The sequence below is a fragment of the Prevotella sp. P4-51 genome (genome assembly GCF_002251455.1).
In the GTDB taxonomy this organism is placed as follows: domain Bacteria; phylum Bacteroidota; class Bacteroidia; order Bacteroidales; family Bacteroidaceae; genus Prevotella.
The window spans coordinates 1-23,619 of the sequence record NZ_NPJM01000061.1; the positions used below are offsets into that span (position 1 = coordinate 1).

A 23,619-nucleotide genomic window follows, 5' to 3' on the forward strand; every position below is an offset into this window, starting at 1 on the left:
AGGTACTAATCCATCTCCAAATAGTCTCACGTCTGATGCCAAAAACTCTTGCTAATTCTGCCTTACTGACTCCATTTACCAGATGTGCGTGCAGTATCATACGTTTTTGGTCGTCTGATAGGCGCTTAATGCAAGATTGCTTGCGTTGAAGTGCTGGTTCTTGGAACTTTAATACTTCATTTTTGTTCTCTTTGCCCATTTTATTTGAACTTTTTTATTCAACTTAGTTCAGGGCAATACACTTCGCCCCTCAACCCTGGGCTATGAAATCGCAACTCCTACAGAGTTGCCGGAAGAAAGCCCCATCCTGGCCTTCCCCAAGGGGAAGGAAAACAATGTCAATGGATTCGTATATGAATGGACATTTGTTCTCTCTTGATGATTATGCCTCGCCAATCTCCTCACTTTATCTTTCCGCGACGCACAGCATAACGCCGATGACCTTCGGTTCAGCGTTGCCGTAGGATATAAACACGCCAATAAACCCTATTCCCCACCTCGTCAAGGGAATAAGGATAAGCATAAAACACCTGGTATATAATTGATTGGATCACTCTCCCTTTGGGGAGAGCTGGAGAGGGGCTTTCCAAGGGGCCTTACTCAAGCAGCAGCAACTCTGACGGAGTTGCGTTTCCCCAGCCCAGGGTTGCGGGCGTAGCCCGCTACCCTGGGTAGCCGCCCCACTATCCTGGCAACTCTGTAGGAGTTGCGCTTAGCCGTAGGCGTTATAAACCAAGGGGTCTTCCCTGTTCCTTGAATATATCATCAATAATATAAACAAAAAGGTTTGCACCTTTTCAGGGCTTTGCCCTATGCGTCAGTGTATGGTGGGAAATATCTCGAGAGCGAGCTCTCGGATATTCTCCGCCATACCCCGCCGCACCTGCCTGATGGCAGGCTGAAAAGGAGCAAATACAAAAAGTCCGCCGTTGGCGGTAAAAAAAGTCCGGCTTCGCCGGTACAAAAAGAGATTACCTCATAAATCACATATTGGTGGTTTATATAACCTACAATCATTAACCCGCTGCTGCCCAAGTGATGGATGGGGAAAAACACCGCTATCCACCCCAAACACAGCAAGCAGGAACTCCCGCCCAATGGGGATGGCAAGAGAGGGGCTTTCTATGGAATGTTTTTTTACCGCCAACGGCGGACTTTTTGAACGGCCAAGGGCCGCTTTTTTTACCGTTGTGGCTGCTGGCGTCATGTCGTGCATGACGGTGGTGATGGTGGTGACGATGAGGAGGAAAACTCGTTTTCCGACGGTCGTTACCACCAGCGCCACTAAGGCGAAGCCGCCAGCAGATGCTACGGCTTTTTGTATTTTTGTCGTCACCTTATTTAATATTAGGTCTTGTGGCATTTGCAGTTGGCCTGCTGATTTATCTGCTGCGGTAACGCCTTCGGCTAATCGCAACACTTACAGCGTTGCTACCCTTTTTTTATCAATACCCAGGGAAGAGGTGCTTCGCCCCTCAATCCTGGGCTGTGAAATCGCAACTCCTAAAGAGTTGCCGCGGTGCGTACTGTCCACGGCCTTCCCCAAGGGGAAGGAACACAATGTCAATGGTTTCGAGGAAGAATGGGCATTTGTCCTGTCTTGATGAATATGCCTTGATAATCGCCGCACTTTACTTTTCTGCCTCTTGCCTTTCCGCGCCGGCGCACTGCGTTCCGTTACATCGTTGGGTCATAGAAAAGAGAATGGGCGCCATCTTGTTTGGCGCCCATTCGTTTCCCACGATGATAGTGGGTAGTGTTACGAGTCTATCTTTTGATTTGGTTGTTCACTCTCACCCTGCGGAGAGCCGGAGAGGGCTTCCCCTTCGGCAGAGCTTGGATGAGGGCTGTCAGGAGTGAACTATCTCTGCTTCTTGGGTCGGCGTCTTGCCCATCCCTCTTCACTGAAGTCGGGCTCTTCGCCTCTTAGGTTTACCGCTTTGCCGTTGATGAGATTGCGCCAGTCGTCGCGTCCATGCTGCTGGCGGTCTGTGCGGCGCTCGCGGTTGGGTCGGCGGTCGCCTCTCTCGTCTCTGCGCTGTGGGCGACCCTCTGCGCGCGACCCGCGGGCTGCTCTGCCGTGTCCGGCTTCGTCGGCCTCGTTGCAGCGCACCTCACGACCCTTGTATACCGTGCCGTTGAGGGCGCGCATCACGCGCTGAGCATCGTCTTGTGGCACCTCGATATAGGCAAACTTGGAGAGCAGGTCTATGTGTCCCACCTCCTGTCGTCCACCCTTGACGTGGCGGTTGATGTACTGCATCACCTCGCCAGGGTAGAAGCCGTCGGCCTTGCCCAGATTGATGAAAAGACGGGTGTAGCCAGCCTCTGCCTTGCGCGGCCCACGCTGGCGGTCACTCTGGCGGCCCTTGCTGCCAGCCTCTGCGCTGCGGCGCTGTGTAGAGGGTCGCTCTATCTCTGGCGCGTTCTTGTAGTACTCGAGGAAGCGGCCGAAGGTCACTGCCACCATCTTCTTGAGGATGTCCTCCTTGTCTATATACTCAAACTGTCGGTTTATTTCGTCCATATAGAGAGCTATCTGCTCTTCGTCTACATCGGTCTTCATGATGTCGTCCATCACCTTGTACAGCTGCTTCTTGCATATTTCTTCGGCGGTGGGCAGGGTGCCGTCGACGAAGTCCTTGCCGATGACGCGCTCTATGTTGCGCACCTTAGACTTCTCTCGGGTGTGTATGATGGAAATCGAGGTACCCTTCTTTCCGGCTCGGCCTGTGCGTCCGCTACGGTGGGTGTAGTTCTCTATATCGTCGGGGAGTCCGTAGTTGATGACATGGGTGAGGTCGCTCACGTCGAGTCCTCGTGCAGCCACGTCGGTAGCCACGAGCAGCTGCACCGTGTGCTGGCGGAACTTCTGCATCGTCAGGTCGCGCTGCTGCTGCGAGAGGTCACCGTGCAGCGCTTCGGCGTTGTAGCCATCGCGTATGAGCTTGTCGGCTATCTCCTGTGTCTCGACCTTGGTGCGGCAGAAGATGATGGCGAAGATGCGTGGGTAGAAGTCTACCACGCGCTTGAGAGCCAGATACTTGTCCTTGGAGTGCACCATATAGTAGATATGGTTGACGTTTTCGGCACCCTCGTTGCGCGAGCCTACCACTATCTCCTTGTAGTCGTGCAGATAGTTGCGTGCTATGCGCTCTATCTCCTTGCTCATGGTAGCCGAGAAGAGCAGCGTGTTGCGGTCTTCTGGCACTCCCTCGAAGATGGCGTTGATGCTGTCGGTGAAACCCATATTGAGCATCTCGTCGGCCTCGTCGAGCACCACGTTGCGCACATGGTCGAGACGCGCCACGCCACGGTGCATCAGGTCGATGAGTCGTCCGGGGGTAGCCACGATAATCTGCACGCCATGGCGCAGGGTACGTATCTGCGCCTCGATGGACGCGCCGCCATATACCGCCACGATATGCACTCCGGGCATATACTTGGCAAAGTCGTTGAGGTCGTCGGCTATCTGGAGGCACAGTTCACGCGTGGGGCTCAGGATGAGCGCCTGCGTTTCCTTGCTTGTAGGATCGATGCGCTGGAGCACGGGAATACCGAAGGCAGCCGTCTTGCCGGTGCCGGTCTGTGCCAGGGCTATCACGTCGTTGCGGTTGCCCAAGAGATACGGGATTACTTCTTCCTGGACGGGCATGGGATGCTCAAATCCAAGTTCGCTGATGGCGCGGCGAATGTCCTCGCTCACGCCCAATTCTTCAAATGTCTTCAATGTTTTTTCCTATTAATGATGAATAATTATGGAAGGCGCCTCACCCTCCCAGCCATTAATAGGGTGTATGACCTTCATGTATATAAAACCCACAAGCAGCGCGCCCGCTGCAGTAAATTCGATGCAAAGGTACACAAAAATCAATGAATGACAATCGTTTTTGCGGGAAAAGTGATTGCCACGGCGCAAAAGTTGGTCTATATCAAGTGTGGGGGTGCTGTTTTTTCTGCTGCGGTAACGCCTTCGGCTAATCGCAACTCCTACAGAGTTGCTGGGAGCGCGTACCGTCCACAGCGCATTTCGCTTATTTACTACCACCGCATGGGCGTACACAAACGAGCCCATCACATCGTTCTACGATGGCAATATAATAATAGCAAAACAAATAAGCCACAACTGGTTTGCACTCTCTCCCCTTGGGGAGAGTTGGAGAGGGGCCTCAATTGCTTGCCGTGGCAACCTACTTCATAATCTCCCTGTACACCTCCATCATCGCGGTGCCCATGACCTCGACCGAGAACTGGGTCTCTATGAGGTGGCGGGCATTGCGGCCCATCGTCTCCAGTTCGGCTGACGAGAGGGCTACGAAGCGGGTGATGGCGTTGGCCAACGGAGTGGTTCCCACCTCGATGCAGGTGCCGCTGGCGGTGGCGTCGAGCTGCTCCCAAGGCGTGGCCTTGGTGGTGATGACCGGGGTGCCCGATGCCAGCGCCTCGGCTATGGTCAGCCCGAAATTCTCAGTAAACGACGGCTGTACCACGAAGTCGGCCTCGCGCAGCAACTGCCACTTGCGGTCGCCATACGCCCCGCCGATATAGCTAATGCAGCTGGTCAGATGCCTGTCGGCAATCGCCTGCCGAAGCCGGTGTATGTCGTCGGGAGCACCCTCGCCGGCGATGATCACCCTGTAGCCGTTGAGCTGACTCTGCACACTCGCCACCGCCTCGAGCAGATGCCAGATGCCCTTGACCTGGTGTATGCGACCCAGAAACAGCATCGTGTGCGACTTCTCCCAGCTGGTCTTCATCGTCACCCGAGTGATGTCTATTCCCGAGGGCACCACGGCGATATGGTCGTTGAAGCCCAACTGCCGCAGATGGCGCGCCTCGCGGTCGGCTGTGGCCACCAGTACATCGGCGCTGCGCAGTGCCCGTGCCTGATAGAGATGCAGCGCGGGCCACTTGCGTGTCCAGTAATGCCGGTTCATAATCCACGGCTCGAGCATGCCGTGGGTGGTGAGCGCCACGGGCAGATGCAGCGACCGCGCCACACCCACTACGGCAGCACAGGCAGGCATCCAGCAGCAGTTGACATGCACCACCTGGGGTGCTATCGCTTCGAGCAGCGTCCTGACCTGTCGGGTCCACGTCCAGTGCCACGGCCTGTAGGGCGGCAGATAGTGCAGCGTGCAGTGGTCTATCGCCAGAGGGTTGGCCGTGCGGTGGGTGAGGATGTGCAGCTGAGCCTTCGTGCCCAGCGCCTTGGCCATGAGCTGCATGTAGGTGGCGGTGCCACCCGAGCGCTGGTCGATGTCGGGTATGTAGTGGACGATGATCATGAAGGGCTGTGGGATGGGGTGGGGGTTAATGGTTGTGGTCGCCCTCCTTATCAGCAAGATACTGGGCAAAGAGGCGCGCGGCACTCTCTACCTTGGCGGCGCAAGGACGCTTCTTGTAGTACTCGGCGGTGCGCTCAGAGGCTACATAGGACGAGTGGGCACGCTCGTAGCCATTGAGGCCCAGGAGCTCGGCACAGATGATGGAACCGTTCTGCTGGCGCGAACGCTCGAGCAGCTGCTGTACCACGCGGTAGCATGCCGACTTGCCTTCGCGGTCGCTGCCCTCGGTCTGTCCGCAGTCGAGTCCTACGAGGATGACCAGAGCCGACACGGCGCCACACATCATGCGCATGCGGCCCACGCCACCGCCAAATCCGGCGGCTATGCGCTTGGCCATCGTGTCGTCGAGTCCGTAGAGGTCGGCAAAGGCAGCCACCACCGACTGGCAGCATCCGTAGCCCTGCATGAAGTTGTCTACCGCCTGCTCTACACGTGCGCTGAGCTGGGGAGGGAGAGTGATATTGTCGTGCATGATGATAGGTTATTCGTTGTAGAATGTGGTAAATACCTTGACGCAATACTCATGGTCGGCCACGCTTCCCGTCTCGCGGCAGCTGTGCATGGCCAGGATGGCGTTGCCCATGTCAACCCCTCGCAAGGGTATCGACGAGGCCAGAATGTTGCCCAGTGTGCTTCCGCCTGCCACCTCGCTGTGGTTGACAAAGCGCTGGCAGGGCACACCCGCCTTGCGGCACAGCTCGGCAAAGACTGCCGCTGTGACGGCGTCGCTGGCATACTTCTGGGCGGCGTTGAACTTGATGACCGGACCACCGCCCAGCATGGGGTGGTTGGTGGGGTCGTACTTCTCGGCATAGTTGGGGTGGAAGGCGTGGGCATTGTCGGCCGAAATCATGAGCGCCCGCTCTACCGCTTGGTAGTAAGCCTCTGCGGTGCCGCTCTGTGCCAGCGCTATACGCTGTAGCAGATAGGACAGGAACGGACTGCCGGCGCCCTGCTTGGTCTGCGACCCCGTCTCTTCGTTGTCAAAGATGGCGAGCACCTGCGTGGTGTCGCTGTCGTGGGCAGCAGTGAGCGCTTCAAGACCAGCGTAGCACATCGACAGGTCGTCGAGACGCCCCGAGGATATCAGCTCGTCGTGGGCACCGAAGGTGCATGCCGGCGTGGTGTCGGCGAGATAGAGATCGAAGTCGATGATGTCGTCGCGGGTCACCGTGGCGGTGCGGTTGAGCTCTTCGACGACGAGGTTGATGAGCATATTGCCGCGCTCCAGCTCGTCGTTGACGAAGCCAAGGATGGGCAGCATGTCTTTCTGCCGGTTGAGCTTGACGCCGTCGTTGACCTGGCGGTTGAAGTGGATGGCGAGGTTGCTGATCTGCATCAGCGGGCGGCGGATGTGTATCAGATGGGTGACGGGCGAGAGGGCGTCTTCGCCGCGCGTAATTACCCTTCCGGCAATGGTGAGCGGACGGTCCATCCAAGTAGAGAGGATGGGGCCTCCGTAGACCTCGGTATTGAGCCTTACGATGCCGCCCTCGCCCGTCATCTCAGCGTTGGGCTTGATGCGGAAGGTAGGCGAGTCGCTATGGGCGCATATCATGTGGAAACCCTGGTCGGCAAGAGGCTTGCGACCTATGCGGAAGGCGTAGATGGAAGAGTCGTTCTTGGTGACGAAGAAGCGGTCGCCGGCGCTCACGTGGCCCAGAGGGCTGGCGGCGTCAATGCGGCGGAAACCGTGGGCTTCCAACTCATGGGCGATGTTGCGCACCGCAAGAAAGTTGACGGGCGATGCGTCCAGAAAGTGTAAGAGTCGTTGTATCATAGTTGTCATTATATATAATAATAGGTATAGGACGGACAGCGCAAACATACGCGCCCGATGCAAATGTACTAAAAAAATGGCCGTCGGTAACGAAAAAAGCAAAAAATGTAACTCCGTTTGTCAATAAAAGTGTAATTTTACGGAATGAATCAGTGCTCGTCGGGACAGATAGGGCACTTCTACCTTAAAATAACAATCACTCAAATCATAGCAGACATGTTAGTATTAGCTACATTAATCTCCCTCTGTCTGGGAGGGTCAGAACTGACCAAGGCAGACGACCATCTCTCCGTGTGGTATGACCGCCCCATAGAAATCTCCGTGCCCCAGGGCGTCAGCACTGTGCAGGCGAAGATTAACTATTCGGGTGCCAAGGGTGCCGCCAAGGACAGTCAGTCTAAAGACAATCTGCGACAGTATGTGCGCAAGGGCGAGAAAGCCCGCGAGCTGCAGGGCTCGGTGTGGGAAAACTATGCCTTCCCTATGGGCAACAGCAGCCTGGGCGCCATGGTGCTCCAGTCGCCGGCTGTCGACGCCATACTGCTCAACGAGAAAAGCCTCTGGAAGGGAGGCCCCGCCTCGGGTAGCGGACCAGCCAACTACTGGCGTGCCGACCCCCACTCAGCGCGTTTCCTGCCCGATATCCGTCAGGCGTTCCTCGACGGCGACAGCCTGCGTGCCGACTCGCTCACCCGCCGCGCCTTCTCGGGAGCCATCGCCGACAATGGCACTGCCGACACGCTGCGCTTCGGTACCTTCACGACCATGGGCGAGATGTATGTCTCTACCGGTATTGCCAATGAAGACTGCAGCGACTTCCGTCGCAGTCTGCTGCTCGACAAGGCTGTGAGCCATACCTCGTTCAAGTATCAGGGTGCCACCTACCGCCGCACCTACTTTGTCTCCTATCCCGACCAACTCATGGTGATGCACTACGGCGCCAACCGTGGCAAGCGCCAGAACCTCGACTGGGTGTACAAGCCCAATCCCCACGCCACCGGCAGTTGGGCTACCGATGAGTATGGACTCGTCTATACCGCACATCTGAACAACAACAAGCTGCCCTACGTCATCCGCATCCAGGCCCGCGTCAAGGACGGCAGCGTGAAGTATGAGGACGGACACATCGCCGTGCGCGACGCCTCGGAGGTAGACTTCATCATCACCGCCGCCACCGGCTACAAGCCCAACTACTCGCCCGTGATCACCGACCCCTACACCTATTATGGCAAGGACGCCGGAGCCTGGGCGTTGCTCAGCATGAAGGGCGCCGCCGACAAGAAGTGGGGTCAGCTGCTGCGCCGCCATGTCGATGACTATACTCAGCTCTTCGACCGCGTGAGCATCGACCTGCGCCAGACGGCCGACAAGAAGGGCGGCATCGACATCCCCACCGACGAGCGCATAGACCGCTATCGCGAAGGCAAGGCCGATGCCTGGCTCGAGATGCTCTACTATCAGTTTGCCCGCTACCTCATCATCCAGTCGTCGCGAGGTGAGACCATGCCCATGAACCTTCAGGGTATGTGGAACCGTGGCGTCAAGGGTCCGTGGAACTGTGACTACCACAACAATATCAACATTCAGATGAACTACTGGCCCGTATGCTCTGCCAACCTGGCTGAGTGCTTCGAGCCTCTCAATGTCTATCTCCGCTCTATCTATGAGCCCGGACAGCGCACGGCAAAGGCCATGTACGACGCCCGTGGATGGACTGCCAACATCTCTACCAATATCTTCGGTTTCACCGCTCCCTCCAAGAGCGAGAGCGTGAACTGGAATCTTGCCGCCATCAATGGTCCCTGGCTCGCTACGCATGTGTGGGACTACTACGAATATACCCTCGACCGCGATTATCTGAAGCAGACGGCTTATCCGTTGCTCAAGTCGAGCGCGCAGTTTGTGTGCGACTATCTCTGGCTCCAGCCCAGCGGACTCTACACCGCAGCCCCGTCGACCTCGCCCGAACATGGCCCTGTGGACAAGGGTGCTACCTTTGCCAATGCCGTAGCGCGCCAGTTGCTCACCGACGCCATCAGCGCCTCACGCGTATTGGGCGTAGACAGCACCGACCGTCAGGAGTGGCTGCAGGTGAGAGACAAGATAGAGCCTTACCGCATCGGCAGATATGGTCAGCTGATGGAGTGGTCGCGTGACATCGACAATCCCAAGGACAACCACCGCCATACCAACCATCTCTTCGGCCTCTTCCCCGGTCACGACATCTCTGTCAAGGCTACCCCCGAACTGGCTGAGGCTGCCCGTGTGGTGCTCGACCATCGCGGCGACTTCTCCACCGGCTGGAGTATGGGTTGGAAGCTCAACCTTTGGGCGCACCTGCGTGACGGCAACCGCTCCTACGCCCTCTTGCAGAATCTGCTGCGTACGGGCACGCTCTACAACCTTTGGGATACGCACCCGCCTTATCAGATTGACGGCAACCTGGGTGGCCTCTCGGGTATGAACGAGATGCTGCTGCAGAGCGAGGGTCGCACCATCACTCTGCTCCCCGCCTGTCCGCAGGCCTGGGACAAGGGTAGCGTCAAGGGACTTCGCGCCCGCGGCAACGTGACCGTCGATATCGACTGGACTCTCAGCGCCAACAGCCTCGCTGCCACCCTCTCTTCTCCCACAGGCGGCACCTTCGACATCGTCTTCGGCGACCGTCAGCAGACCGTTCAGCTGCCACAAGGCAAGAAGGTCAGCGTGAAGTTCTGATTGATGGCGGCGCCAGCCACGTGCAATTTTATGAAGATAGCCAAACAGTTTGAAGTAGATGTAACAGACCTTCCCAGGGAAGATAATTAGACTGATAAAATGACAACAAACAATAAAGACAACAAACTCTCAATAGAGAGCAGCGATTATGCCGAATTGCTGCGACATGCTGTCGCAGTAATTGAACAGGCACGGACAGAAATAGCCCGACACATCAATGGCTATGTGTCTACTGCCTATTGGGAGATTGGTCAAATGCTTCATGAACGCAAGATTGAAAGTGGGTATGGTGACAGCGTTGTAAGACGGTTATCAGCAGACCTGAAAGAACGATATCCGAAGATGGGTGTTTCGCCACGAAATCTGTGGTATATGAAAAAGTTCTATGAGCGTTACGCTGGGCATGATGAAAAAGTGCTACGCTCCGTTGCACTTTTGCCTTGGTCGCACAATCTGCTGTTGTTGAGCAAGGGACTGGATGATGAGACCACGCTATATTATGCGCAGGAAACCGTAACCAAAGGTTGGAATCGCGACTTGTTGCTCAATGCCATTAAACTCAAAATGTATGAGACAAAGGCATTGGTACAAGTAGACAACAATTTCGACCGCACTCTTCCTGCCGAACAAGCGCAGTATGCTAACGAGGTGTTTAGCAGCAGCTACAATCTCGGCTTCTTAGGAGTGACAAGCCCCCTTTTGGAACTTGAACTTGAAGACCGCCTTGTAAAAGCTATTACCCGTTTCCTTATGGAACTCGGCAGTGGTTTTACATTCATCGGAAACCAGCATGTGCTGGAATACTATGGCAAAGAAAGTAAGGTAGATATGCTGTTTTTCCACCGTGGACTACGCTGCCTTGTTGCTGTTGACTTGAAGATAGGTGCTTTCAAACCAGAGTATGCAGGTAAGATGAACTATTATCTGTCTCTGCTTGACCGCCTTGAACGTGGTGCAGACGAGAACCGTTCCATAGGTATCATACTTTGTGCGGAGAAAGACCGGGTAGAGGTGGAACTGGCACTTGAAGATATGGGAAAGCCTATCGGAGTGGCAGATTATCAGCTGATAGTACCGAAAGAGAAATTACAGAAAGTCCTTGCTGACGAGATAAAGGCGTTTGGTGAGGAAAAAGAAAACAAAGAATTATTATAAGCATCTAAAGAATATTGTAAGTCTCAATAGTAGTTATCAAGTATGTCTATATGGGATAGAATATTAGGAAATAGAGATGTTGACAGGTCCGTGTCGGCCTACCAGCAGGATGTTGCTCATGACCGCAAAGCCTCACATCTGGCTTTTGTGGATATAGAGTACAGCTTGCGTGACAAGAAGATACATGATATAGGCGCATTGAAGTATGACGATGCGATGTTTCATGAGACTTCCAAAGACAAGCTGCTGGAGTTTTTGAATGGCATCGATTATTTATGTGGGCATAACATAGTCAATCATGATGCCAAACACCTTTTTGGTAACCAAAAGCACCAGTGGCTGTTGGTCGACACGCTGTACATGTCGCCTCTGTTGTTTCCTGAATATCCCTATCATAAGTTGGTCAAAGACGACAAACTGATAACAGAACAGCTCAACAATCCTATAAATGACTGCAAAAAAGCCCGCAGTCTGTTGATGGATGAGATTGAGCGTTGGCATTCTTTTTCTGACGACAAGAAGACGGTTTATGCTTCTCTACTCTATGGTATCGCCGAATATAGAGGATTTCTCAGTATGGTCGGGGCCATTCCTGTCGAAAGCGGACAAATCGGTAATCTTATTAGAAAGGCATATAAAGGCAAGATATGTCAGCATGCAGAACTTGATAATTTCATCCGTCAATATCCCTGTGGACTGGCTTATGCCCTTGCCCTTATAGACACGACACATCCCAACTCGATAACACCGAGGTGGGTTGTTGTCAATTTCCCTGAAGTGGAGTATATATTGAAGGTACTCTGCAATACCCCATGTGAAGAAGGTTGTGACTATTGCCATGGTCGATTGGACCTTCATCGCAATTTGAAAGACTACTTTGGGTATGACCAATTCCGTACCTATGCCAACGAACCATTGCAAGAGAAAGCTGCCCGGGCTGCTGTGCATGGTAAATCGCTGCTTGCCATTTTTCCTACAGGCGGTGGCAAGTCGCTCACATTCCAGCTGCCAGCCCTGATGGCGGGGCGTACAATCCACTCGCTGACCGTAGTGATTTCTCCTTTACAGTCTTTGATGAAAGACCAGGTCGACAACTTGGCAGATAGAGGTATAGCTGATGCAGTTACCATAAATGGGTTGTTGGACCCCATATCACGCTCATTGGCTATACAGCGTGTACAGAACGGCGAAGCATCTTTATTGTATATCGCGCCAGAGATGCTTCGTTCGAAGACCATTGAGCGAATACTGACGGCACGTCATATAGAACGATTTGTTATAGATGAGGCTCATTGCTTCTCTTCCTGGGGCCAGGACTTTAGAGTAGACTATCTGTATATAGGCAAGTTTATACGCAATTATCAGAAAAGCAAACAGTGTAAGTATCCCATACCTGTCTCTTGCTTTACAGCTACTGCCAAACAGAAAGTGATACAAGATATCTGTGATTATTTTAAGAATGAACTGGATATCGACCTCGAACTGTTTGCCTCCTCTGCATCGCGTACGAATCTCCGTTATTCTGTTGTTCATGCAGATACTGATGAAGATAAATATAATAAATTGAGGGCATTGATAGCAGAGTCTAACTGCCCCGCAATTGTATATGTCTCGCGAACCAAGCGCACTAAAGATTTGGCAGACAAACTGACCCGTGATGGATTTAGGGCTCTGCCTTTTAATGGCAAAATGAACTCAGATGAGAAAATTGCCAATCAGGAAGCATTTATGAGTGACCGTGTGCGCGTGATTGTGGCTACTTCTGCGTTTGGTATGGGAGTCGACAAGAAAGATGTTGGCTTGGTAATTCACTATGATATCTCTGATTCGCTTGAAAACTATGTACAGGAGGCGGGAAGAGCTGGGCGTGACCCGCATTTGTATGCTCGCTGCTACGTGTTGTATAGCGATGGAGATTTGGACAAGCACTTTGTGCTGCTCAATCAGACCAAACTTAGTATCAGTGAGATTCAACAGGTATGGCGAGCGGTCAAGTATCTTACCAAACAACGCATGCGTACATGTTGCTCTGCCTTGGAGATAGCCCGCCAGGCAGGATGGGATGATTCGGTGTCAGATATAGAGACGCGTGTAAGGACTGCCCTTTCAGCCTTGGAGCAAAGTGGATATATAGAGCGAGGCAACAATGTTCCTCATGTTTATGCGACTGGAATCACGGTTAAGAATATGGACGAGGCCCGGCAACGCATTACCAATTCCCATCTCTTCTCAAGCGACGAGGTAGACAGCGTTGTGCGTATCATCAAATCGCTCATTACCCAAAAATACATTACGCGAAGCCAAGACCAGGAGGCCGAGTCTCGTATTGACTATCTGGCAGATATGTTGGGGTTGAGCAAGCGTGAGGTCATTTCCGCTGTAGAGCGCATGCGTCAAGAGGGAATATTGGCTGACAACAGAGATATCGCAGCTTATCTGCAAGATGTTGGCGAGACAGATAGAAAGTCGCACATGCTGTTGGAGAGATTTGCGCGGCTGGAAAGATACATTATTAATAGTATACCTGACAATAGTCTGCAGATCTCCTGCAAGCAGCTTAACGACAATGCCATAAATGACGGTATAACTACCTCCAAGGAGAAAGATATCCGTACTCTGCTCTATTTCCTGTCGGTTAAAGGTTATACGCACAAAAAGGAAGACGGGGCCCACAACCTCATGTTGGAGCGTTTGGCCAATATAGAGGAAACCCTAACACGTATAGACAAGCGTCTTGCCATTTGTCGCTATGCTATAGATTGGCTGTATAGATTGGCTAAAGAGCAGTCTAAGGATTCTGACGACAAGTGTGCGGTGTCTTTTTCTGTTGTGGAGTTGGTTAAGTCGATGATGTCTGGCGAACAGTCTCTTTTCAATGACTTTAAGGACCTGCAAATAGAAGAGGTGGAAGAGGCTTTGCTGTATCTGTCAAAGATAGGAGCCCTCAAACTGGAAGGAGGGTTCCTGGTATTGTATAACGCCATGGACATACGTCGTGTCAAGGATGCCAAGTTGAGATACAAGATGGAAGACTATCGTATGCTCGATGCCTTCTATAAGCAGAAAATCCAGCAAGTGCATATCGTGGGCGAGTATGCCAATCTTATGGTTAAAGATTATGATGCGGCGCTGCGCTATGTACAGGATTATTTTCAGATGGACTATCGCCTGTTCATATCCAAATACTTTAAGGGTGAGCGACAGGATGAAATTCAGCGCAATCTTACACCAGAAAAGTATCACCAGCTATTTGGACAATTGTCTGCCAAGCAGAGAGAGATTATAACGGACAAGGAATCACGGTGTATCGTGGTTGCTGCTGGTCCCGGCAGTGGGAAAACTCGTGTGTTGGTTCATAAATTGGCTTCCCTCCTGTTACTTGAAGATGTCAAGCACGAACAGCTTCTTATGCTCACTTTCTCTCGTGCTGCTGCTACCGAATTCAAGCAACGCCTGCTGGCCCTCATAGGCAACGCCGCCCATTTTGTTGAAATTAAGACCTTCCACTCGTATTGTTTTGACTTGCTCGGACGAGTAGGCAATCTGGATGAGGCCAATAATGTGGTGGCTACTGCTGCAGAGATGATAACGAGTGGTGATGTGGAGCCATCCAAGATAGGCAAGACGGTCTTGGTCATTGATGAGGCGCAGGATATGGGCCCCGACGATTTTGCCTTGGTCAAGGCTCTTGTCGAAAACTTCGAGGATATGAGAGTCATTGCTGTCGGTGATGATGACCAGAATATCTTTGAGTTCAGAGGGGCTAATTCTGAGTATATGCGTCAATTGTCTATGTTGCCTGGTGGGCGTATGGTCGAAATGACCGAGAATTACCGCAGTGCGCGCCAGATAGTCAATGTTGCCAACAGGTTTGTCCGCAATATCAATTGTCGTATGAAGCAGACTCCTATTATATCCATGCAAGAGAATGAGGGGTGGGTAGGAGTAGTGCATTACTGTTCCAAGTATATTTATCAGCCCTTGGCTGATGATTTGATATCCCATTTGGGAAATGGCTCCACGTGCGTCCTTACACAAACCAATGAGGAGGCTGTAATCATGGTTGCCTTATTGCGTAAACGAGGCGTCTCCTGCGAACTGATACAGTCGTTGGAAGGATTTCGCATGTGGAATTTGGCAGAGATGAGGTATTTCTTGAGGCAGATAAGCAACAATTCACATACGCCGATGGTGAGTGATGACATTTGGGAAATGGCCAAGCGAAAAACGTTTGACAAATATGCCAAGAGTCAAAGCCTTGTATATGTGCGGCAATGCATCAGCCTCTTTGAGCAAACCAATAAAAGCAAATACTTGACAGACTTTAGAGAGTTCGTCTTTGAGTCTTCCGTAGAGGATTTTTGTGATATCTCCCACTCTAAGGTTGTTGTTTCTACGATACATAAGGCTAAGGGCAGGGAGTTTGATGATGTCTATATGCTTATAAATGGTAGCCATAAGGTTAATGATGACCTTATGCGGCGTTATTATGTAGCGATGACAAGAGCCAAGAAGAAGCTCTTTATCCACACTACTACCAATATGTTTACCGGCATCGGTGCCAGCCGTATAGAGTTTAATCAGGAGGATTATCCTATGCCTGAAGAAGTGGTATTGCAACTGTCACACAAGGACGTAAATTTAGGTTTCTTCAAAAGTAAAAAGGCAGAAATACTCTCCTTGCTCAGCGGTATGGACTTGGAGTATCGGGATGGGATGTTGTTTGACCTGTCCCACAGGTGTATGGCAAAGCTATCGGTAGCTATGATGGCCAAATTGGCCGAATGGAATGAAAAGGGTTATAATGTCAAGGGCGCGTCTGTCCGCTTCATAGTGGCGTGGAAACCTAAGGATGCGCCAAAGGAAGAGAGCGAAACCGCTGTCTTGTTGGCAGATTTATATCTTTTCCGTAACTGATATATTATGCTGATATACATCAAGCAGGGCTGGGTTCCTCGTTCGGAACCCAGCCCTGCTGGCGTATGGGGGTCTGCCGTGCTTGGGCAGACTGTCGATGGCTTGATGGCCTTTGTCGGTCTACTCTACAGTGAGCACTCCGCGCAGGGGGAGATTGTCTGACGAACCGCCGACCATGATGTCGAAGTCGCCGGGTTCTACCACACTCTTCATGTTGCGGTCTATGATGGCGAGGTCTTCGGCGGTGAGGATAAATTCCACCTTGCGGGTCTCACCCTTGGCTATAGACAGACGGTCAAACTTCTTGAGTTGCAACAGCGGCTGCGACACCGACGCCACCTGGTCGTGGATGTAGAGCTGAGCCACTTCCTCGCCGTCGCGCTCACCTACGTTCTTGACATCGAAGGTGACGCTGTAGGCATCGCCCTTCTTGGCGATGGCGAGGTTGCTGTAGGCAAACTGCGTATAGCTCAGGCCATAGCCGAAGGCGTAGAGTGGCGCTGCCGACATTTCCACGTAGTTGTGGGGCTTGGGAGCGCGCTTGTTGTAATATACAGGAAGCTGACCCACGTTGGCAGCTACCGAAATGGGCAGACGGCCGGCGGGATTGTAGTCGCCGAAGAGCACGTCGGCCACGGCGGTGCCACCCTCCTGACCGGGATAGTAGGCGGTGAGCAGCGCGTCGGCATTGGCGGCAGCCCACGACTTGTCCATAGGACGACCCTCGATATAGATGACCACCATGGGTTTGCCAGTCTTGCGCAGCGATTGGAGCAGCTCCATCTGGCGACCCAGCAGCGAGAGCGTGGCGCGGTCGTAGCCTTCGCCGCAGTCCATGTCGCTCACCGACTTGACATCGGCCTCGGCAGCACCGGTAGCCTTGTAGCTCGTCTTGAAGTCGCGGGCACTCGAGCCACCCACAACTGCCACCACCACATCAGCGCGGCGGGCAGCTTCTACGGCAGCCTCGATGTTGCAGTTGTTGGTGTCGCGCACGGCACAGCCCTTGACATATTCCACCTGACCCTCGCCTATCTTGGCCTTGATGCCCGCCAGCACGGTTTTCACCTTTCCGTCGGGTTGAGGCGAGGTATAGTCGCCCAACATATTATATGCGTTGTCGGCGTTGGGGCCTACCACAGCCACGCGCATATCGCGGCGCAGCGGCAGCGTATTGTCCTTGTTCTTGAGTAGCGTCACCAGCTTGCGGGCAGCGTCGAGAGCCACAGCGGCATTGTCGGCACAGCCCACTTCGGCTGCTGCCTTGACATCGACATAAGGATGCTCGAAGAGGCCCATCTCAAACTTGAGCCTCAGGATGCGGCCACAAGCCTGGTCTATCTCCTTCTCGCTCAGTTTGCCATCCTTGACGGCGGCGATGAGCTGTGCGTAGGCCTTGCCACCCAGGTCTTCGTCCACTCCGGCACGCAGCGCCATCACGCCAGCCTCCTGCAGGTCGCGCGCCACATGGTGGGTCTCCCAGATGCCGTCGATGCTGTAGAGGTCGGAAACGACAAAGCCACGGAAGCCCCATTGGCGGCGCAGGATGTCATTGTAGAGCTCGCCGCTGGCTGTCGAGGGGATGCCTTCGAGAGAGTTGTAGGATGTCATGACCGAGAGAGCGCCGGCGTCGACAGCCTTCTTGAACGGGGGGAAGAAGGTCTGCAGCAGGTCACGCTCGCCCACGATAGAGGGGTTGCCGTTCTGGCCACCCTCGGTGGTGCCATAGGCGATGAAGTGCTTCAGCGTGGCGAGGGTGGCGTAGGGGGCCGACAGTTTGCCGCCTCCCAGTCCGCGCACGATGGCTGCACCCATCTCGCCCGTCAGCACGGGGTCTTCGCCATAGCTCTCCTCGACGCGCGACCAGCGTGGGTCGCGCGAGATGTCGAGCACGGGGCCGTAGCTGATGTGTGCGCCCTGCAGACGCACCTCCTTGGCGGTGACGCGGGCGGCAGCCTCGGCTGTGGCTGTCGACCATGTGGCAGCCATACCCAGTCCGGTGGGGAATACGGTGGTACCTATCGCCATGTGGCCGTGGGGTGCCTCTTCGGCGAGGAAGAGTGGGATGCCCAGACGGGTGTGCTCTATCACGTAGCGCTGCAGTGCGTTGCCCGCCTTGGCTGCCAGCGTGGGCGTGAGTCCGGTGGCGAGCGACTTGCGTGTCCAGGGACAGGCGCGGTAGGTGGCCCACAGCATGCCGATGTTGCCCTCGGCGATGTCCTTCATGAATGTGGACGAGGGCACCACCTTGTTGCCCTTGATGTCGTAGTAGTTCCAAGCCAGGGTGCAGCGCAGCTGTCCCACCTTTTCCTCGAGCGTCATGCGCGACAGCAGGTCGCTCACGCGCTCTTCGATGGGCAGCGAGGCGTTGCGGTAGGGCAACTTCGGCTGCGCCATCATCTGGATGCCGGCCATGCAGACGATGGCTGCGGTCATAATCATTCTTTTCATATAGGTCAATATTTATTAGATGTTATCTGATAATCACTTGCTGGTAAGCTATCTTCTCACCGGCATTCACCATGCGGGTGGCATGCAGCTGCACGTAGCGGCAGTGGGTGGGAGTGAAGAAAACTTCCTGCATCACGGGGTTGTTGCGTATGTTGGAGAACTCGCCTTCAGCCACGCGCTGCATGGCGTCTTTCTCCATACCGGCATATATCTCATAGTTGGCCACGAGACCCTTGCGGTCGTCGCCCTGCTGGGGCAGATAGCGCAAAGAGCCTATCTCCTGCTCGCCGCCCAGGTCAAAGGTGACCACGTTGTCGCCCTCGGCGGTGGCGGTGAAGTCTACGCCCTTCACCTCTTCCTTCTTTGCCTCTGCGCCCTTGGTCTCGGGGGCGAGATAGGCAGCCACGGTGCTCAGACAGATGGGGCCGCGCATGGCGTCGAAGCTGATGCGGATTTGGCGCGTCTCGATCGTGGCAAAGCGCAGCAGACGCTTGTAGCCCACGGTGGTAGTCTCTTCGCCCACGGAGAGCTGAGCCCACTCCTTGCCCTTGAGGTAAGACACGCTGAAGCGCTGTACGCGCTGCCCCAGGGGGATGTACTCCTGCAGCATCAGTCGGTTGAGTCGCGTATTGCGGGGCAGGGTGATGGTGAGTTGGGCCTTGTCGGTGCCGTCGCTGATGCTCCAGTAGGTCTCATAATTGCCGTCGGTAAGATTGGCGGTGCCCCACTGCTTGCCACGCACATTGGAGGCCTTGATTTTGGCTTTGGCCAGCAGGTCGGTCTTAAACTCGGCGCAGATGCGCTTGTGGAAGTCCACGACACGGGCTGAGTCGATGGGGTGGATGCGTCCTTCCTTGTCCACGGGCATGTTGAGCAGGAAGGTGGCGTTGTGGCCCACGCTGCGATAGTAGAGGTCGGTGAGATAGTCTACCGTCTTCACCTTACTGTCCTCGCTCTCGTGGTAGAACCATCCCGGGCGTATCGACACGTCACACTCGGCAGGAGTCCATGTGTCGCCGTCGGCGTGGCCCTGCTGCAGCTCCCAGTATCGGCTGTAGCCGGGATAGACCTCGTTGCCACGCAGGAAAGACCAGTTGGTGGCGTGGGCATAGCCTTTCTCGTTGCCCACCCAGCGACAGCCGGGGCCGCCGTCGGAGAAGATGATGGCCTGGGGCTGCAGACGCTCGACCATCTTCCACGCGCGCGGGAAATTATAATAGGTGCGGCGGTCTATCGTGCGCTCTTCGCGTGCGCCGCCGTAATAGCCGTCGCCGCCGTTGGCACCGTCAAACCATATCTCGAAGATGTCGCCATACTGGGTGAGCAGTTCTTCGAGCTGTGCGTAGAAGTACTCTACATACAGGGGAGTGCCGTAGAAAGCCTGGTGACGGTCCCAGGGCGAGAGATAGACGCCAAACTTGAGGCCGTATTTCTTGCAGGCTGCCGACAGTTCGCCCACGATGTCGCCCTTGCCGTTCTTGTAGGGGGTATTGCGCACACTGTAGTCGGTGTACTTGGTGGGCCAGAGGCAGAAGCCGTCGTGGTGCTTGGCGGTGATGATGATGCCCTTCATGCCGGCGTCGTGGAGCGTCTTGGCCCACTGCTCGCAGTCGAGGCGGGGAGGGGTGAAACTCTCCAACGGGGCGTCGCCATATCCCCACTCGCGGTTGCCAAAGGTGTTGGGACCAAAGTGGATGAAGGCATAGGTCTCCATCTGCTGCCAGGCTACCTGGTGCTTGGAGGGCAGCGGCGCGATGGGCGCCGGAGCTGTCTGGGCGGCGGCCTGGACGGCCATCACGCAGCCTAACAGTGACATTACAGTCTGCTTAATGCTCATAGTTATCATTGCTTATTTGGTAAATCTCTGTTCCGAGCCCAACCATTTCACCAGGATGGGCTTCACCTGCTTGCCGTTCACCTTCACGCGCACATAGATGTGGCGGTCGGCATAGTGGCTCACAGGGGCGGTGTAGCTCACCTTGAACGTGGTGCGCTCCTTGGGCTTGAGCGTTATCTTCGAGGGCATCTTCAGCACCGTGTTGTTGGGCCATCGCTCAAACTCTACGGTCATCTCCTTGTCGGTCTCGTTAGACACGCGCTGCTCCAGCCTGTAGGTGCTGCCCTCGGCGAGCGGCGGGAAGAGGTAGACCTTGAAGCCCATGTGCAGCCCTTCGCCGAAGGCGTAGGGATAGTCCTCGCCCACGGGGTGGCGGTAGGGGATGACGTTGCCCTTGATCCATACGCGGGTGAAACCCTTGTTGCCGTCTAGGTTTAACACCACCTCCTTGCTGAACTTGCCTGGGCGCGACTGTGGGTTGAACGTCACCGTCACCTTGGCGGTCTTGCCGGGCAGGATGGGGGTCTTGGTATATTCGGCGGTGGTACATCCACACCACGAGTTGACGTCGCTGATGACCACCGGCAGTATGCTGGTGTTGGTAAATGTGAAGGTATGGCTCACCTTGCCGTCTTTCTCCTTGATGGTACCGAAGTCGTGGACACGCTTGTCATACTTGAAAGAGGAGATATACTGCGGTTCCTTCTGCGCCGTGGCGGCCATCGTGAGCGCCGCCATGAAAATCAATACGAATAATTTTTTCATTTAGGTTATATTTTATTGCAAAAGTACATCTTTTCACCCTCAATGCCAAATCATTTGGCTTATATTTTATCCGTGCCGGCCAACTAAAAGAGCCACTGCTTGCGCTATAGGCAAAGCAGTGGCTCATATGTCAATGAAAATCCTCTTTCAGGGATTACTCCTGATTGTCGTTGTGACGGGGCTGACGCTGGCCGTGACCGCGGCGCTCGCCATCGCGACGAGGACGACGCTCGCGCTCTACATAGCCTTCGGGCTTCTCGAGCAGCACACGGCGTGACAGCTTGTACTTGCCGGTCTTGGGGTCTATTTCGAGCAACTTGACCTTGATCTTGTCGCCTTCCTTGATGCCGGCTTCCTCTACAGTCTCCAGGCGCTTCCAGTCAATCTCGCTGATGTGCAGCAGACCGTCCTTGCCGGGCAGTATCTCTACGAAGCAGCCATAGGGCATGATAGAGCGTACGGTACCCTCGTAGACCTCGCCCACCTCGGGAATGGCCACGATAGCCTTGATCTTGGCGAGAGCGGCGTCGATAGCGTCCTTGTTGGGAGCAGATACCTGTACCTTGCCTACGCCGTCAACCTCGTCGATGGTGATGGTGGTATTGGTATCTTCCTGCATCTGCTGGATAATCTTGCCACCAGGGCCAATCACTGCACCGATAAACTCCTTGGGTATCTCGAAGGCAACGATGCGTGGAACCTGAGGCTTCATCTCGGCACGAGGCTCGGAGATGGTCTCCATCATGCAGTTGAGGATGTGCTCGCGGCCGGCCTTAGCCTGCATCAGAGCCTGTTCGAGAATCTCGAAGCTCAGACCGTCGCACTTGATGTCCATCTGAGTGGCAGTAAGACCGTCCTTGGTACCAGTGGTCTTGAAGTCCATGTCGCCCAGGTGGTCCTCATCGCCGAGGATGTCGCTCAGGATGGCGTACTTGTCCTCACCGGGGTTCTTGATAAGACCCATAGCGATACCCGAAACGGGCTTCTTCATAGGCACACCGGCATCCATCAGAGCCAGCGTACCGGCACATACGGTAGCCATAGACGATGAGCCGTTAGACTCCAGAATCTGACTTACCAGACGTACGGTGTAGGGGAAGTCGGCGGGAATCATGTCCTTCAGACCGCGCCATGCCAGATGGCCGTGACCAATCTCGCGACGGCCTACACCGCGCTGAGCCTTGGCTTCACCGGTAGAGAAGGGAGGGAAGTTGTAGTGGAGCAGGAAGCGCTGATAGCCTCTCTGCAGCACGTCGTCTACCAGCTTCTCATCGAGCTTGGTACCCAGAGTACAGGTAGAGAGCGACATGGTCTCACCGCGCTGGAAGATGGCGCTACCGTGGGGCATGGGCAGCGGAGACACTTCACACCAGATGGGGCGGATATCGGTAGTCTTGCGACCGTCGAGACGCTTACCCTCGTCGAGGATGCAGCGGCGCATGGCATCGCGCATCACGTCGTCGTAGTAGCGTGTGGCCTCGGCATGCTTTTCCTCGAGCTCGTCGGCAGAGAGGTCGGCATGGGCGGCGTCATATTTCTCCAAAAAGTCGGCGATAATCTTGTCGAAGGCGTCCATACGGGCGTGCTTCTCCAGCGCCTGCTTGTTGACATCGTATACGGGGGCGTAGAGCTCGCTCTTGATCTGCTCGCGCAGCTCTTCGTCGTTGACCTCGTGGCAGTACTCGCGCTTCACGTCCTTGCCCAGTTCCTTGGACAGCTCGTCCTGCAGCTCGCACATAGGCTTGATGGCCTCGGCAGCAGCCTTGAGGGCGCCGATGAGGTCTTGCTCAGATACTTCCTTCATCTCGCCTTCCACCATCATGATGTTGTCCTTGGTGGCACCTACCATCAAGTCCATATCGGCCTCTTCCATCTGCTGGAAGGTGGGGTTGATGACAAACTCGCCGTTGATGCGGGCTACACGAACCTCAGAGATGGTGTGCTCGAAGGGAATGTCGGAGCAGGCCATAGCGGCTGATGCGGCAAAACCGGCAAGAGCGTCGGGCTGGTCTACACCGTCGGCAGAGAGCAGCATAACCTGTACATACACTTCGGCATGGTAGTTGGAGGGGAAGAGGGGACGGAGGGCACGGTCGACCAGACGAGAGGTAAGAATCTCGTTGTCACTTGCCTTGCCTTCACGCTTGGTGAAACCGCCGGGGAAACGGCCTGCGGCACTGTACTGCTCGCGATAATCTACTTGCAAAGGCATAAAATCTGTACCCGGAACTGCGTCCTTAGCTGCACAAACAGTTGCCAAAAGCACGGTGTTGCCCATACGGAGTACTGCGGCACCGTCAGCCTGTTTTGCAACCTTTCCGGTCTCAATTGTGATGGTTCTTCCATCAGGCAATTGAACTGTTTTCGTAATTACGTTCATCTAAAAAATGTTATTGTTTTAATTTTTGCATCTAAAAATCCCTTTCTTCCTACTCGTGATGTGGTCGAAATGAGCCATTTTTAAATTTCCGTGCAAAGATAGCCAATAAAATGATAACAAACGAACAATCTGCGCCTTTTATTGTTATTTTACGCTAAAAAACAGCGATTTCTGCCTCTTCCCCCTCCGTCTACGACGGACAAGGCAGCCAAAGACCGCCCAACCCCCACCATTCTCGCGTTGCAGATGCCGGTCGTCAAGGGTGCCC

General features: G+C 54.4%; 13 protein-coding genes. 3 read left to right on the forward strand and 10 right to left on the reverse strand.

Features of this window, described 5'->3' with window-relative positions:
* The 6 genes from CIK94_RS10325 to CIK94_RS10355 form a co-directional block, all read right to left on the reverse strand.
* Positions 1-199 (reverse strand): helix-turn-helix domain-containing protein (locus CIK94_RS10325; RefSeq protein WP_173845674.1); only part of this gene is annotated, 199 nt, incomplete at its 3' end.
* Positions 200-976: 777 nt separating this feature from the next.
* On the reverse strand, positions 977-1,417 hold the full coding sequence (locus tag CIK94_RS10330; protein ID WP_094423015.1) for a hypothetical protein: 441 nt from the start codon (positions 1,415-1,417) through the stop codon (positions 977-979).
* A 444-nt stretch (positions 1,418-1,861) separates the two neighbouring features.
* Positions 1,862-3,730 carry a DEAD/DEAH box helicase gene (locus tag CIK94_RS10335; protein ID WP_094388815.1) on the reverse strand — a complete coding sequence of 623 codons (1,869 nt, stop codon included), beginning with the start codon at positions 3,728-3,730 and terminating at the stop codon, positions 1,862-1,864.
* A 460-nt stretch (positions 3,731-4,190) separates the two neighbouring features.
* Complete coding sequence (locus CIK94_RS10345; RefSeq protein WP_158216560.1) at positions 4,191-5,357, reverse strand: glycosyltransferase; 1,167 nt, start codon at positions 5,355-5,357, stop codon at positions 4,191-4,193.
* Positions 5,314-5,820: a C-GCAxxG-C-C family protein gene (locus tag CIK94_RS10350; RefSeq protein WP_094387342.1), complete on the reverse strand. Its 507-nt coding sequence runs from the start codon at positions 5,818-5,820 to the stop codon at positions 5,314-5,316. The genes CIK94_RS10345 and CIK94_RS10350 overlap by 44 nt, the downstream gene beginning before the upstream one ends.
* Positions 5,821-5,829: 9 nt before the next feature.
* Positions 5,830-7,128, reverse strand: a complete 1,299-nt coding sequence (locus tag CIK94_RS10355) for a M18 family aminopeptidase (RefSeq protein WP_094423021.1) — start codon at positions 7,126-7,128, stop codon at positions 5,830-5,832.
* Positions 7,129-7,344: 216 nt separating this feature from the next.
* Between CIK94_RS10355 and CIK94_RS10360 the strand changes: the two genes are divergently transcribed.
* The 3 genes from CIK94_RS10360 to CIK94_RS10370 all read left to right on the forward strand — a co-directional run bounded on the left by CIK94_RS10360 (position 7,345) and on the right by CIK94_RS10370 (position 15,918).
* Positions 7,345-9,846 (forward strand): glycoside hydrolase N-terminal domain-containing protein, encoded by a 2,502-nt coding sequence (locus tag CIK94_RS10360; protein ID WP_158216561.1) that lies wholly within the window; start codon positions 7,345-7,347, stop codon positions 9,844-9,846.
* Positions 9,847-9,945: 99 nt separating this feature from the next.
* Positions 9,946-11,001 (forward strand): YhcG family protein, encoded by a 1,056-nt coding sequence (locus tag CIK94_RS10365; protein WP_094423024.1) that lies wholly within the window; start codon positions 9,946-9,948, stop codon positions 10,999-11,001.
* A gap of 42 nt (positions 11,002-11,043) precedes the next feature.
* Complete coding sequence (locus tag CIK94_RS10370; RefSeq protein ID WP_094423025.1) at positions 11,044-15,918, forward strand: RecQ family ATP-dependent DNA helicase; 4,875 nt, start codon at positions 11,044-11,046, stop codon at positions 15,916-15,918.
* Between the two features lie 120 nt (positions 15,919-16,038).
* On the opposite strand, the gene CIK94_RS10375 is transcribed toward CIK94_RS10370, so the two are convergent.
* The 4 genes from CIK94_RS10375 to pnp form a co-directional block, all read right to left on the reverse strand.
* On the reverse strand, positions 16,039-18,360 hold the full coding sequence (locus tag CIK94_RS10375; protein WP_371591697.1) for a glycoside hydrolase family 3 N-terminal domain-containing protein: 2,322 nt from the start codon (positions 18,358-18,360) through the stop codon (positions 16,039-16,041).
* Positions 18,361-18,391: 31 nt separating this feature from the next.
* Complete coding sequence (locus CIK94_RS10380) at positions 18,392-20,185, reverse strand: alpha-L-fucosidase (protein ID WP_254046203.1); 1,794 nt, start codon at positions 20,183-20,185, stop codon at positions 18,392-18,394.
* A gap of 33 nt (positions 20,186-20,218) precedes the next feature.
* Positions 20,219-20,971, reverse strand: coding sequence for a DUF1573 domain-containing protein (locus tag CIK94_RS10385; RefSeq protein WP_094423028.1), 753 nt, complete (start codon positions 20,969-20,971; stop codon positions 20,219-20,221).
* A 154-nt stretch (positions 20,972-21,125) separates the two neighbouring features.
* Positions 21,126-23,351, reverse strand: a complete 2,226-nt coding sequence (gene pnp / locus CIK94_RS10390; protein WP_094423029.1) for a polyribonucleotide nucleotidyltransferase — start codon at positions 23,349-23,351, stop codon at positions 21,126-21,128.
* Between the last annotated feature and the right edge of the window lie 268 nt (positions 23,352-23,619).